Genomic DNA, 13,860 nt, shown 5'->3' on the forward strand with positions numbered 1-13,860 from the left:
AATAATCCCTCCCTTCCCCTGTGCTACACTTCGCGCCATTCCTTACTGCTTAGAGTTTGCTATGAGACGAGAACTTGCCATCGAATTTTCCCGCGTCACCGAATCTGCGGCGCTGGCTGGCTACAAATGGTTAGGACGCGGCGATAAAAACACCGCTGACGGCGCGGCGGTAAACGCCATGCGTATTATGCTCAACCAGGTCAACATTGACGGCACCATCGTCATTGGTGAAGGCGAAATCGACGAAGCACCGATGCTCTATATTGGTGAAAAAGTCGGTACTGGTCGCGGTGATGCGGTGGATATTGCTGTTGATCCGATTGAAGGCACGCGCATGACGGCGATGGGTCAGGCTAACGCGCTGGCGGTGCTGGCTGTGGGCGATAAGGGCTGCTTCCTCAATGCGCCGGATATGTATATGGAGAAGTTGATCGTCGGACCTGGTGCCAAAGGCGTCATCGACCTGAATCTGCCGCTGGCGGATAACCTGCGCAATGTTGCGGCGGCACTCGGTAAACCGTTAAGCGAACTGACGGTCACTATTCTGGCGAAACCGCGCCACGACGCGGTTATCGCAGAAATGCAGCAACTCGGCGTGCGCGTATTTGCCATTCCTGATGGCGATGTCGCAGCCTCGATTCTCACCTGTATGCCAGACAGCGAAGTTGACGTGCTGTACGGCATTGGCGGTGCGCCAGAAGGTGTGGTTTCTGCGGCGGTGATCCGCGCATTGGATGGCGACATGAATGGCCGTCTGCTGGCACGTCATGACGTCAAAGGCGACAACGAAGAGAATCGTCGCATTGGCGAGCAGGAGCTGGCGCGCTGCAAAGCAATGGGCATTGAAGCCGGTAAAGTACTGCGTCTGGGCGATATGGCGCGTAGCGATAACGTCATCTTCTCTGCCACCGGTATCACCAAAGGCGATCTGCTGGAAGGGATTAGCCGCAAAGGCAATATCGCGACAACCGAAACGCTGCTGATTCGTGGTAAGTCACGCACCATTCGCCGCATTCAGTCGATTCACTATCTGGATCGCAAAGACCCGGAAATGCAGGTGCATATTCTCTGAGTCATTTGATCGATTGAGCCTTCCAGTCCTTCGGGACTGGAATTTTTTTGTCCGGAGAACGAAGATAAGGCAAGTCAATCAAAACAGGAGAGAAACATGGCTGATTGGGTAACAGGCAAAGTCACTAAAGTGCAGAACTGGACCGACGCCCTGTTTAGTCTCACCGTTCACGCTCCGGTACTTCCATTTACCGCCGGACAATTCACCAAACTTGGCCTTGAAATTGACGGCGAACGCGTCCAGCGCGCCTACTCTTACGTTAATTCTCCCGACAATCCCGACCTGGAGTTTTATCTGGTCACCGTCCCTGATGGCAAATTAAGCCCGCGACTGGCGGCGCTAAAACCGGGTGACGAAGTGCAGGTGGTTAGCGAAGCGGCTGGCTTTTTTGTTCTGGATGAAGTACCAGATTGCGAAACGCTATGGATGCTGGCAACCGGTACAGCGATTGGCCCTTATTTATCGATTCTGCAATTAGGCAAAGATTTAGATCGCTTCAAAAATTTGGTACTGGTTCACGCCGCGCGTTATGCCTCCGACTTAAGCTATTTGCCACTGATGCAGGAACTGGAAAAACGCTACGAAGGCAAACTGCGCATTCAGACGGTGGTCAGTCGGGAAACGGCAGCGGGATCGCTCACCGGGCGGATACCGGCGTTAATTGAAAGTGGTGAACTGGAAAGCGCGGTTGGCCTGCCGATGAATAAAGAAACCAGCCATGTGATGCTGTGCGGCAATCCACAGATGGTGCGCGATACGCAACAGTTACTGAAAGAGACCCGGCAGATGACGAAACATTTACGTCGCCGACCGGGTCACATGACAGCGGAGCATTACTGGTAAGCGGTTACTTGTCGATAAATGGCACGATCAAGAGATCCGCACTCAACTTATTGATCATCCCGCGATATGCCGGCATCAAACGGTTGATAAACGAGTGGTGGTGACCACAAACAAGGAGGTCACACTGCTCTTTTTGCATAATTTCCAGCAGTGTTTCCGGCATTTCTCCGCGCTCAATGCGCAGTTTCGTTTTCGGCCACTGAATATTTTTCGTCAGCTTATACAGTTTGTTATCTGACTTATCTTTCAATAGTTGAAGAATATCTTCTGTTGCGGGGAAGTAGATACCCGGATACAACTCACTTAAGCCATCATCAATATGAATTAACGTCAGATGAGCGTCATTATGTCTGGCGAGATCCAGGGCTTTGTTCACCAGTAGGGCATCTTCTTCATTCCCGGAAATTGCCACGCCAATGTGTTTATAAGCCATGTTTAACTCCATTAACCAAGTGAACGCAGTGATAACTCAAAAATAATCATCTCGGCCTGGCATGAGAAGGTGAAAGCTGCATCAAGCTCGACTTGCCCCTCCAGATCTTTAATCTTATAGGCCACGCTGGCGCCTTCATCCGCAGAGGATGCAGTGGCTGCAAGCTCTTTCAGTTTGGTCATAAAGGACTCTGCTTCTTCGCGGGTAGCAAAAAAGCGCGAAAGTTTGCTTGTACAGTTGTCGTTATCAATCACCGTACCGATATCAATCGCACATCCTTTAGTACTGCATTTATCTACGACATCTTTCATAGGGCACCTCTGTATATTCGCCTCTCTGTCGATTGCCACTTAAGAATAATGCGCCGTTAAGGGAAGAACAAACAAGTAATGATCTTATGGATTACCATTTTTTTTGATATTGATTAAGGTAAGGAAATGAGGGAGATTTTCCGGGTATCGTCATTTGCAATATGGAAATAACGATCCCGGATAAAAATAGCAATAAGAGATATATTGCGGATTAATGGCTTGATTTATTCTCAGACTTATACTTTACGTCCAGGGTATCTTTACCAAATTTATTTGCGCCCTGGGTGCCGACAAATGCGCCAAGATCGATAAGCATCATCACCAGAATCAACGTCGGAATAAACCGCCCCACCGCCCATTGCCACACGCCCGGTAAAATCGCCCAGTTACCCGCCAGAAGCATCCACGCTACAATCATCAGAAATGCCCATGCGCCAGAACGCCCACGATCGTGCAGTCGTTTCACCGTCACTGCCGCTGTCGGCCATAACAGGCACACAAGGCAAAACGCGGCGGTCTGGATATCGAGTAATTTTTTAGCCGCCAGTGAGAAAAGCACCAACATGCCAACGATCCAGAGGCCAATCCAAATCCAGAAATCGCGGCGTCCAATACGCCCTTTAAATGAGAATAACCATTGCTGTATGGTCATGTAAGTTCCTTGATGGTTGTCTTTTCCAGGATTCTACCCTTTTGACAAGGGCGACAGATATCGTTTTAATCGAACCCAGTCATAACAAAAGGTACTGCCGATGAAGTCAGGGTGTTCAGTGTTTTTTCTCTTATCTACCGTGTTATCCGTTAGTGCAACGGTGCACGCACAATCGCCTGGCACGGCAACGACAGCGCCCTACCTGCTGGCTGGCGCCCCCACTTTCGATCTCTCCATCAGCCAGTTTCGAGAAGACTTTAACAGCCAGAACCCCAATCTGCCACTGAACGAATTTCGTGCCATCGACAGCAGCCCCGACAAAGCCAACCTGACTCGCGCCGCCAGTAAAATTAACGAGAACTTGTATGCTTCCACGGCGCTTGAGCGCGGCACCTTAAAAATCAAAAGCATTCAAATTACCTGGCTGCCAATCCAGGGGCCAGAGCAAAAAGCCGCTAAAGCGAAAGCCCAGGAATACATGGCAGCAATGATCCGCACACTCACCCCGCTGATGACCAAAACACAAAGTCAGAAAAAGCTGCAGTCACTCCTTACGGCGGGGAAAAACAAACGTTACTACACTGAGACAGAAGGCGCGTTGCGCTATGTTGTCGCGGACAACGGCGAAAAGGGGCTGACCTTCGCTGTTGAACCGATTAAGCTGGCGCTATCTGAAACGCTGGAAGGGTTGAATAAATGACAAAAAGCAAAGCCTTTGCGCCGATGAATCTCTATACTGTTTCACAGACCTGCTGCCCTGCGGGGCGGCCATCTTCCTTTATTCGCTTATAAGCGTGGAGAATTAAAATGCGACATCCTTTAGTGATGGGTAACTGGAAACTGAACGGCAGCCGCCACATGGTTCACGAGCTGGTTTCTAACCTGCGTAAAGAGCTGGCAGGTGTTGCTGGCTGTGCGGTTGCAATCGCACCACCGGAAATGTACATCGATATGGCGAAGCGTGAAGCTGAAGGCAGCCACATCATGCTGGGTGCGCAGAACGTGGATCTGAACCTGTCCGGCGCATTCACCGGTGAAACCTCTGCTGCTATGCTGAAAGACATCGGCGCACAGTACATCATCATCGGTCACTCTGAACGTCGTACTTACCACAAAGAGTCTGACGAACTGATCGCGAAAAAATTCGCTGTGCTGAAAGAGCAGGGTCTGACTCCGGTTCTGTGCATCGGCGAAACTGAAGCTGAGAACGAAGCGGGCAAAACTGAAGAAGTTTGCGCACGTCAGATCGACGCAGTGCTGAAAACTCAGGGTGCGGCAGCATTCGAAGGCGCAGTTATCGCTTACGAACCAGTATGGGCAATCGGTACTGGCAAATCTGCAACTCCGGCGCAGGCGCAGGCTGTTCACAAATTCATCCGCGATCACATCGCTAAAGTTGACGCTAACATCGCTGAACAAGTGATCATCCAGTACGGCGGTTCTGTAAACGCGTCTAACGCTGCTGAACTATTCGCTCAGCCGGACATCGACGGCGCGCTGGTTGGCGGTGCTTCTCTGAAAGCTGACGCCTTCGCAGTGATCGTTAAAGCTGCAGAAGCGGCTAAACAGGCTTAAGTCTGACAGGTGCCGGATTTCACATCCGGCACTTAACTTTTCTTAACTGCTTGCCTTAACGCAAAATCTCACACTGATGATCCTGAATCTCCTCGGCTGAAGCACGATTCAGCGTCAGCAGATTACGCTGTGTCGCCAGTAATACAAACGAGTTGTCACTCTGCCGTACCATCGCCAGCCCGTAACTTCCCATATGTTCCCGCGCTCCTGGCACTTCTTCCGCCAGCATCATAAACGGACTACGTTGCACCAGTTCGCTTTCCGTTACCCGGCGCGCCAGATATTCATGCCCTTGTAATCCGCCCGGCAGCGGCAACCAGCGGCTGCTGATGTTCGCCAGGTTATTATCCAGTTGTTCGCGCACATCAGGACGGATGCAAGAGATATGAATATGAAAATGGTTTTGCGTGCGTCCCGTTCGGGAGTTAATCGCCAACGAGACCGCGCGATCGGGAACCGGCTGACCATATTTTTTACTCATAAAATCACGCGCCTGCCAGGCCAGCCAAAAGAAGTTCGGCGTTGCAGGATCGGTCAGCAAAGGACTTTCAGTGCCGTTAATACGATACGTTGGCATCAACAGATATTGCAGTGGTCCGTTAATGTCTTTTAAAACCACATATCCGGCATCGGGTTTGACTTCCACACATGGCGAAGGATTTTGGTTTTGCTGCTGGTTGGGCAAACATTGCTCAAGGACAATCTTACGTAACACATCCGAATCACCGGTAAATTTCCAGTAGCCGATACCCGCAGCAACGGCGATAACTATCATCACCAAAATGAGAATAACCGTTTTTTTCATCGTTTTTTCCCTGTACCTCAAAGAGATGCAAGGGTAACGCAAAATCGCGACAAATAAAAAACCCGGTCGCGAGATGCCACCGGGTCTGGTTATCGTCAACAAAATTAACGTTTGCTGATTTGGTCAAACGTACCGCCGTTAGAGAAATGCTCTTTTTGCGCTTTCGTCCAGCCGCCGAACTCTTCATCAATGGTGAATAACTTCAGCTTCGGAAAAGCATTTTCATACTTTTTCGCCACGTCAGGATCGCGCGGACGGTAATAGTTTTTGGCTGCAATCTCCTGACCTTCTGGCGAGTAGAGATATTTCAGATAGGCTTCTGCCACCTCTTTGGTGCCTTTTTTCTCCACCACTTTATCGACAACCGATACCGTCGGCTCCGCGAGAATAGACTCACTCGGCGTGACGATTTCGAACTTATCTTTCCCCAGTTCATTCGTTGCCAGCAGTGCTTCGTTTTCCCAGGCGATCAGCACGTCACCAATCCCGCGCTCGACGAAAGTATTTGTTGAACCACGCGCACCGGAGTCCAGCACTTCCACGTTTTTATACAATGACTGCACAAAATCCTGCGCCTTTGCCTGATCGTTATTGTTGTGGTGCAGGGCATATCCCCACGCCGCCAGGTAGTTCCAGCGTGCACCGCCAGAGCTTTTCGGGTTAGGCGTGATCACCGAAACACCCGGTTTAACCAGGTCGTTCCAGTCATGGATTTGCTTCGGATTGCCCTTACGAACCAGGAAGACAATGGTGGAGGTATACGGCGCGGAGTTATCCGGCAGACGTTTGATCCACTCTTTATCAATTCGACCACGTTCAGCAATCGCATCTACGTCGTAAGCCAGCGCCAGCGTAACAACGTCAGCTTCTATCCCGTTGATTACCGATGTTGCCTGTTTCCCTGAACCACCGTGCGACTGACGAATCACCACGTTATCGCCGGTTTGCTGTTTCCAGTGGGCACTGAAGGCTTTGTTGTATTGTTCGTATAACTCGCGCGTTGGATCATACGAAACGTTAAGTAACTGAATATCCTTTGCCATCACGCTGGTCGCTGCCAGCAAAAATGTTAATCCTACGCCCCACTTGTTCATCGCCCGGCTCTCTTATGTTGTGTTGTGATAAGCAAAGCGTGCCAGAAGGTGAACCAAACATTAAAGAATAAAAAAAGATTGGCTATAACTTGTGGGTATATATTGGGGAGTTAAAAAGGCGGAAGAAATCCGCCTCATATTGCTGACAAAGTTCGCTTTGTTCATGCCGGATGCGGCGTGAACGCCTTATCCGGCCTACAAAAGCTTGCAAACTCAATAGATTGCACAATTCATGTAGGCCTGATAAGCGAAGCGCATCAGGCATTTTTGCTTCTGTCATCGGTTTCAGGCGAAAGAAATCTGCCCGAAATCATTAATACAGTTTTTTCGCGCAGTCCAGCCAGTCACCTTTGAACGGACGCTTCATGTTTTCGATAGCGTCGATGATGTCATGGTGAACCAGTTGTTCGTTCTGAATACCTACGCAGCGACCGCCGTAACCAGCCAGTAGCAGTTCAATAGCGTAAGCGCCCATACGGGAAGCCAGAATACGGTCGTAAGGCACCGGAGAACCACCACGCTGGATGTGACCCAGCACAGTTGCGCGGGTTTCACGACCGGTTTCTTTCTCGATGAAATGCGCCAGTTCGTCAACATCACACATATGTTCGGTAATCGCCACAATTGCGTGTTTTTTACCTTTCGCGATACCCGCTTTGATTTCATTAACCAGGTCATCGCGGCTGAATTCAACTTCCGGAACCACCACAAATTCACAACCACCGGCAATGGCCGCAGCCAGCGTCAGATCGCCACAGTAACGCCCCATCACTTCCACCACAGAAATACGCTGGTGAGAAGAAGAGGTGTCACGCAGACGGTCGATGGCTTCCACAACGGTGCTCAGAGCAGTGAAGAAACCGATAGTGTAGTCAGTACCTTTGATGTCGTTGTCGATGGTGCCCGGCAGGCCGATGCACGGGAAGCCCATTTCGGTCAGACGCATTGCACCCATGTAGGAACCGTCACCGCCGATAACCACCAGCGCATCGATACCACGTTTTTTCAGGTTTTCGATAGCCACGGCGCGGATGTTCTCGTCGCGGAATTCCGGGAAGCGCGCAGAACCGAGGAACGTACCGCCACGGTTGATCATATCAGACACGCTGTAACGGTCTAGCTGTACCATACGGTCTTCATACAGACCCAGATAGCCGTCATAAATGCCCATTACTTCCAGACCTTCTGTCAGCGCAGAACGAACAACCCCGCGAATTGCGGCGTTCATGCCTGGCGCATCACCGCCGCTTGTCAACACACCGATTTTCTTAATCATGACTACCTCTGAACTTTGGAATGCAAAATGAAATCTGTTGCCGGAAGTCTTCTTGCACATCGAAGTGATCCAACGAATGTGCAAATAGTATAACAATCACTTCCTGCTGAATTGATTCAGGTCAGGCCAAATGGCGGTATTTTATACACAAAATGCGGGTCTGGCTCTCTTTTATACTGATTATGAAAGCATAGACCGTTTACCCTCCCTGGGTACGACGGAACAAGGGTCCTGATGAATAATCACATCCGATCCCGGAAAACGCCGTAAAATAGCCTGCTCTACCTGATCCGCCACCATATGCGCCTGAACCAAAGGCAGAGAGTCTTCCATTTCCAAATGAATCTGAATAAAGCGGGTCGGCCCTGACTGCCGCGTGCGAAGATCGTGAGCGCCGCTAACTCCCGGCCAGGAAGTCACGATATCAATAATTTCTTGCCGTTCCTCATCGGGCAGCGCGCGATCCAGTAATGACTGTACCGCCTCATACCCCATGCGTAACGCGCTATATAAAATATAGATGCCGATTCCCAATGCAAACAGGGCATCAGCACGATGCCAGCCATACCAGGACAACCCCAGCGCCAGCAGAATCGCACCGTTCATCATAACATCGGACTGATAATGTAGCATATCTGCCCGCACTGCCTGGCTCTGTGTCCTGCGCACGACCCAACGCTGAAACGAAACAAGGATAATCGTACAAATCAGCGCCACAATAGTCACGAGAACCCCGACGCCGGGGTCTGTCATCGGCGTCGGAGAAACCAAATGCTGAATACCAGTCAAAAACAGGAACAGCGCCGAACCGGAGATAAACATACTTTGCGCCAGCGCCGCGAGGGACTCGGCTTTACCGTGACCAAACGAGTGATTGTCGTCGGCAGGTTGCAGCGAGTAACGCACCACCAGTAAATTCGTCAACGACGCGCCAATATCCACCAACGAATCCACCAGCGCGGCAAGAATACTCACCGAACCGGTATACCACCATGCAAAAATTTTAATCAGCAATAGCAGCGAAGCCATCGCCGTCGCAGCAATCGCCGCCCGGCTGACCAGCCGTCCATAAGATTGATTCATAAATACTCCCGCTATCAACTGACGGTAGTATAACGGAAGCAAATCATCTGCAATGCATCAAGCAACAGGCAAATTGAAGATAAAAAAAACCCCCACATCATGTGGGGGAAGACAGGGATGGTGTCTATGGCAAGGAAAACAGGGTTTACTACTGGGAACGTGAGTTGCTACTACTCAATAGCTTCAACGATGAACTTTTTTGCCATTGCGTCACGTCGCGCAACTGCTCCATTCGTTGTTGATGTTTCTCGTTTAAAACCGCTTGCTGCTCTGGCGTTAACAGGTGATACATTTGGTTGCGGACTTTAGCCATCTCAACCTGGCGAGCGATCTGTTCTTTCGCCATTTTTTCTGCCTGAGCGCGCACAGCGTTTTCATCAAAATTTTCTGCGGTGACAAGGCGATGCATTGTCTCCACTTCGCTAACATTAACAGGAGGCTGTTCGTGCCGGGCCTGTTGCATAAGATCTCGCATCTGCTGACGCTGATGTTCGGTTAAACTTATGCCGTCGAACATATGGCTCTGCGTACTGCGCTGCGCAAGTTCTTCGCCCGGATGCCAGTTATCGCCTGAACCGACTTCAGCAGCGTGGCTTAATGAACTGACTGCCAGCGTTGAGGCCATGACGGCAGCGGTAACTATGCGCATCATTTGCTCCCAAAATCTTTCTGTCGCGATTCAACGATAGAGAGTTTACGATTCAGGCTGCAAACATGCGTCAGGGGGTGTAAAACAACGTAAAGTCATGGATTAGCGACGTCTGATGACGTAATTTCTGCCTCGGAGGTATTTAAACAATGAATAAAATCCTGTTAGTTGATGATGACCGAGAGCTGACTTCCCTGTTAAAGGAGCTGCTCGAGATGGAAGGCTTCAACGTAATTGTTGCCCACGATGGGGAGCAGGCGCTTGATCTTCTGGACGACAGCATTGATTTACTTTTGCTTGATGTCATGATGCCGAAGAAAAATGGTATCGACACATTGAAGGCACTTCGCCAGACACACCAGACGCCTGTCATTATGTTAACGGCACGCGGCAGTGAACTTGATCGCGTCCTCGGCCTTGAGTTAGGCGCTGATGACTATCTCCCGAAACCGTTTAACGACCGTGAGCTGGTGGCTCGTATTCGCGCGATCCTGCGCCGTTCCCACTGGAGCGAGCAACAGCAAAACAACGACAACGGTTCACCGACGCTTGAAGTTGATGCCTTAGTGCTGAATCCAGGCCGTCAGGAAGCCAGCTTCGATGGGCAAACGCTGGAGTTAACCGGTACTGAATTTACCCTACTCTATTTGCTGGCACAGCATCTGGGTCAGGTAGTTTCTCGTGAACATTTAAGCCAGGAAGTGCTGGGCAAACGCCTGACGCCTTTCGACCGCGCTATCGATATGCACATTTCCAACCTGCGTCGTAAACTGCCGGATCGTAAAGATGGTCACCCGTGGTTTAAAACCTTGCGTGGTCGCGGCTATCTGATGGTTTCTGCTTCATGATAGGCAGCTTAACCGCGCGCATCTTCGCCATCTTCTGGCTGACGCTGGCGCTGGTGTTGATGTTGGTTTTGATGTTACCCAAGCTCGATTCACGCCAGATGACCGAGCTTCTGGATAGCGAACAGCGTCAGGGGCTGATGATTGAGCAGCATGTCGAAGCGGAACTGGCGAACGATCCACCCAACGATTTAATGTGGTGGCGCCGTCTGTTCCGTGCCATTGATAAGTGGGCACCACCGGGGCAGCGTTTGTTACTGGTGACAACCGAAGGCCGCGTGATTGGCGCAGAACGCAGCGAAATGCAGATCATTCGCAACTTTATTGGCCAGGCCGATAACGCCGATCACCCGCAGAAGAAAAAGTATGGTCGCGTGGAACTGGTCGGCCCGTTCTCTGTGCGTGATGGCGAAGATAATTACCAACTGTATCTGATTCGTCCAGCCAGCAGTTCTCAATCCGATTTCATTAACTTACTGTTTGACCGTCCGCTATTACTGCTGATTGTCACCATGTTGGTCAGTACGCCGCTGCTGTTGTGGTTAGCCTGGAGTCTGGCAAAACCAGCGCGTAAGCTGAAAAACGCTGCCGATGAAGTCGCCCAGGGAAACTTACGCCAGCATCCGGAACTGGAAGCGGGGCCACAGGAATTTCTTGCCGCAGGTGCCAGTTTTAACCAGATGGTCACCGCGCTGGAGCGCATGATGACCTCCCAGCAGCGCCTGCTTTCTGATATTTCTCACGAGCTGCGCACGCCGCTGACGCGTCTGCAACTGGGTACGGCGTTACTGCGCCGTCGTAGTGGTGAAAGTAAGGAACTGGAGCGTATTGAAACCGAAGCGCAACGTCTGGACAGCATGATCAACGACCTGTTGGTGATGTCACGTAATCAGCAGAAAAACGCGCTGGTGAGCGAGACAATCAAAGCCAATCAGTTATGGAGCGAAGTGCTGGATAACGCAGCGTTCGAAGCGGAGCAGATGGGCAAGTCGTTTACCGTTAACTTCCCGCCTGGGCCGTGGCCGCTGTACGGAAACCCGAACGCCCTGGAAAGTGCGCTGGAAAACATTGTTCGTAATGCCCTGCGTTATTCCCATACGAAGATTGAAGTGGGCTTTGCGGTAGATAAAGACGGTATCACCATTACGGTGGACGACGATGGTCCTGGCGTCAGCCCGGAAGATCGCGAACAGATTTTCCGTCCGTTCTATCGCACTGATGAAGCACGCGATCGTGAATCTGGCGGTACAGGTCTGGGGCTGGCGATTGTCGAAACCGCCATTCAGCAGCACCGTGGTTGGGTTAAAGCTGAAGACAGCCCGCTGGGCGGTTTACGGCTGGTAATTTGGCTGCCGCTGTATAAGCGGAGTTAAACTCCGCGCAGGCCGGATAGGCGTTTACGCCGCATCCGGCGTTTGAGCAGGATGCCTGATGCGACGCTGATCGCGTCTTATCAGGTCTACTCTTCGGGGGTTATTTCCCCCACAAACGCCGCGAATTATCTTCAATCTTGCCGCTAAGTCGGCGCTTCTGCATCGTCCGCGTCCAGCTTTTCGACAGCCCGGCAGCGGAGAGTAAACGGTGATACTGCTCGTCATCAAACGGCATATGCCATGCGATAGCTATTGCCTCCTGCACGGTGACATCGCTGACGCGAGAAACCAGCTCCAGCGGAGCATCCGCAGATACCAACCCCGGCGCAATCACGCTATACAGCCAGCCAACTTTACCGGCGTTTTGCATCAACTGCGCCATATCGCTGATGTCAAAATGGTAATTGAGTTTGTAACACGGGGAGCGCGGTTGGGTGACCTGAATTAATGCCTCACCCCAGCGGAAAATATCGCCAATATAAACATTGCTTTCCGTCAGGCCGTCGGTTGAGAGGTTTTCACCAAACGCAGGCGCAACAAACAAATCTGCCTGTTCAGGAAATTCCCGCGCCCAGTAGAGATAATGCTCACGAGGATAGTGACACAGCGCCCTGTCCGGCCCACCGTGAACTATTTTCTCTGCCTGCTCGTCACCTTCCAGACCCAGCTCTGTCAACATCAACTCGCCATCGACCTGGATTTTCGCAATCGCGCTGGGTTTGCTTTCGGGATAAGCCTGTATTTTGCCTGTGTATACATCAACCGGATATCGCATCTGTTCCCTCTCCACCGAGAAATTTCCCCATTAGACCATATTTATTTTACGTCAGGCGCGCAAAATGAGAGCACGGTTCACATGACGACGTCTTAGAAATGTTATCAATGAGATGAATTTGAAACGCCATTTCATTATCAGGAGTGTACAACGTGACCGAGCAAACACAGTTTTCTGGCGTCTGGTGTCCTTCCATTACGCCAATGGATAAAGACGGTAATGTGGATCTTAACGGACTGAAGAAGCATCTGCAGCGGCTAACAGAAGCCAATATTGATGTGATATTGCTGATGGGCAGCATTGGTGAATTTGCCTCTTTCACTCTCGAAGAGAGACTCATACTTATCCGCGAAGCGCGTTCCATGAGCACATTAAAAATGGTCGCTAACGTTTCTTCCACCTGCACACACGATGTGCTGATGATGGCGCAAGAGGCGTATCGCACAGGCTATGATGCAGTGATGATCCTCCCGCCTTACTACTACGGCCAGACGGCAAAACAATTATTAAGCTATTTCCGCCATCTGGGTCGCGAATTACAGGGCAAATGGTTCGCATATAACTTCCCGGCAAGAACCGGTTGTGATTTAACCCCTGACCTGGTCGCCACGCTGGCGAGTGAATTTCCTGACTTTGCCGGAATTAAAGATACCGTCGATTGCCAGTCACACACCCGCAGCATGATTCAGGCAACCCAGGCAGTTCGTTCTGATTTTGCAGTGCTTTCGGGCTATGACGAGTATTACATTCCTAATCTGCTGGCAGGCGGCGCGGGAATAATATCCGGCCTGAACAACGTTATGCCGGAGCTGTTTGTCGAAGCCCGTGAAGCCTTCAAACGCGGCGACCTGGCGGCTTTACAAGAGATTCAGCAACAGATTGGCACTTATATGTCCATCTACGCCATTGGTGAGGATTTTGTCACCACCATCAAGACAGTGGTATCGCGTAAGTTTGGCTATTGCACTGGCGTATCACGCAATGCGGGTGGTGAGTTAAGAGAAAGTGAATGTCGAACGATTGATGAAGTCTTTGTCAGATAACGCAAAAGGCCGGATGACTACAAATCATCCG

The 13,860-nt window shown here is 50.9% G+C and carries 16 protein-coding genes; 7 read left to right on the forward strand and 9 right to left on the reverse strand.

Features of this window, described 5'->3' with window-relative positions:
• Nucleotides 1–61 precede the first annotated feature (61 nt).
• Together glpX and fpr are read left to right on the forward strand one after the other, a co-directional pair.
• Nucleotides 62–1,072 carry a class II fructose-bisphosphatase gene (gene glpX, locus RGV86_RS11855; RefSeq protein ID WP_001250655.1) on the forward strand — a complete coding sequence of 337 codons (1,011 nt, stop codon included), beginning with the start codon at nt 62–64 and terminating at the stop codon, nt 1,070–1,072.
• 96 nt (nt 1,073–1,168) lie between these two features.
• Entirely contained in the window at nt 1,169–1,915 is a 747-nt protein-coding gene (gene fpr / locus RGV86_RS11860) for a ferredoxin--NADP(+) reductase (protein WP_085461445.1), read from the forward strand.
• A gap of 4 nt (nt 1,916–1,919) precedes the next feature.
• Here the strand turns inward: fpr and uspD are convergent, their stop codons facing one another.
• From uspD to RGV86_RS11875, 3 genes are all read right to left on the reverse strand, one after another.
• Complete coding sequence (gene uspD, locus RGV86_RS11865; protein ID WP_000323549.1) at nt 1,920–2,348, reverse strand: universal stress protein UspD; 429 nt, start codon at nt 2,346–2,348, stop codon at nt 1,920–1,922.
• An 11-nt stretch (nt 2,349–2,359) separates the two neighbouring features.
• Nucleotides 2,360–2,659, reverse strand: coding sequence for a DUF406 domain-containing protein (locus RGV86_RS11870; RefSeq protein WP_000655995.1), 300 nt, complete (start codon nt 2,657–2,659; stop codon nt 2,360–2,362).
• 211 nt (nt 2,660–2,870) lie between these two features.
• Entirely contained in the window at nt 2,871–3,311 is a 441-nt protein-coding gene (locus RGV86_RS11875) for a DUF805 domain-containing protein (RefSeq protein WP_000155269.1), read from the reverse strand.
• A 100-nt stretch (nt 3,312–3,411) separates the two neighbouring features.
• Here RGV86_RS11875 and RGV86_RS11880 point away from each other — a divergent pair, with 100 nt between their 5' ends.
• Nucleotides 3,412–4,011, forward strand: a complete 600-nt coding sequence (locus RGV86_RS11880) for a YiiQ family protein (RefSeq protein ID WP_000834910.1) — start codon at nt 3,412–3,414, stop codon at nt 4,009–4,011.
• A 107-nt stretch (nt 4,012–4,118) separates the two neighbouring features.
• On the forward strand, nt 4,119–4,886 hold the full coding sequence (gene tpiA, locus RGV86_RS11885) for a triose-phosphate isomerase (RefSeq protein ID WP_001216325.1): 768 nt from the start codon (nt 4,119–4,121) through the stop codon (nt 4,884–4,886).
• Between the two features lie 55 nt (nt 4,887–4,941).
• Here the strand turns inward: tpiA and cdh are convergent, their stop codons facing one another.
• The 5 genes from cdh to cpxP form a co-directional block, all read right to left on the reverse strand.
• The gene (gene cdh / locus RGV86_RS11890; RefSeq protein ID WP_024212511.1) at nt 4,942–5,691 is read right to left on the reverse strand and encodes a CDP-diacylglycerol diphosphatase; all 750 of its coding nucleotides are present in this window, start codon (nt 5,689–5,691) and stop codon (nt 4,942–4,944) included.
• A gap of 104 nt (nt 5,692–5,795) precedes the next feature.
• Nucleotides 5,796–6,785 carry a sulfate/thiosulfate ABC transporter substrate-binding protein Sbp gene (gene sbp, locus RGV86_RS11895; protein WP_001045694.1) on the reverse strand — a complete coding sequence of 330 codons (990 nt, stop codon included), beginning with the start codon at nt 6,783–6,785 and terminating at the stop codon, nt 5,796–5,798.
• 313 nt (nt 6,786–7,098) lie between these two features.
• Nucleotides 7,099–8,061, reverse strand: a complete 963-nt coding sequence (gene pfkA / locus RGV86_RS11900) for a 6-phosphofructokinase (RefSeq protein ID WP_001355350.1) — start codon at nt 8,059–8,061, stop codon at nt 7,099–7,101.
• Between the two features lie 180 nt (nt 8,062–8,241).
• Complete coding sequence (gene fieF / locus RGV86_RS11905) at nt 8,242–9,144, reverse strand: CDF family cation-efflux transporter FieF (RefSeq protein WP_001076752.1); 903 nt, start codon at nt 9,142–9,144, stop codon at nt 8,242–8,244.
• Nucleotides 9,145–9,292: 148 nt separating this feature from the next.
• A complete protein-coding gene (cpxP, locus tag RGV86_RS11910) occupies nt 9,293–9,793 on the reverse strand; it encodes a cell-envelope stress modulator CpxP (protein ID WP_016158830.1) in 501 nt (166 codons plus the stop codon).
• 149 nt (nt 9,794–9,942) lie between these two features.
• Here cpxP and cpxR point away from each other — a divergent pair, with 149 nt between their 5' ends.
• A complete protein-coding gene (cpxR, locus tag RGV86_RS11915; RefSeq protein WP_001033722.1) occupies nt 9,943–10,641 on the forward strand; it encodes an envelope stress response regulator transcription factor CpxR in 699 nt (232 codons plus the stop codon).
• Nucleotides 10,638–12,011, forward strand: coding sequence for an envelope stress sensor histidine kinase CpxA (gene cpxA, locus RGV86_RS11920; RefSeq protein ID WP_000580416.1), 1,374 nt, complete (start codon nt 10,638–10,640; stop codon nt 12,009–12,011). The genes cpxR and cpxA overlap by 4 nt, the downstream gene beginning before the upstream one ends.
• Before the next feature lie 100 nt (nt 12,012–12,111).
• On the opposite strand, the gene yiiM is transcribed toward cpxA, so the two are convergent.
• The gene (gene yiiM, locus RGV86_RS11925; RefSeq protein ID WP_001270282.1) at nt 12,112–12,786 is read right to left on the reverse strand and encodes a 6-hydroxyaminopurine reductase; all 675 of its coding nucleotides are present in this window, start codon (nt 12,784–12,786) and stop codon (nt 12,112–12,114) included.
• A gap of 152 nt (nt 12,787–12,938) precedes the next feature.
• On the opposite strand from yiiM, the gene RGV86_RS11930 reads away from it, so the two are divergent.
• A complete protein-coding gene (locus RGV86_RS11930) occupies nt 12,939–13,829 on the forward strand; it encodes a dihydrodipicolinate synthase family protein (RefSeq protein WP_085461446.1) in 891 nt (296 codons plus the stop codon).
• Nucleotides 13,830–13,860 lie beyond the last annotated feature (31 nt).

Origin of the sequence: Escherichia ruysiae (assembly GCF_031323975.1) — a bacterium.
Taxonomy (GTDB): Bacteria; Pseudomonadota; Gammaproteobacteria; order Enterobacterales; family Enterobacteriaceae; genus Escherichia; species Escherichia ruysiae.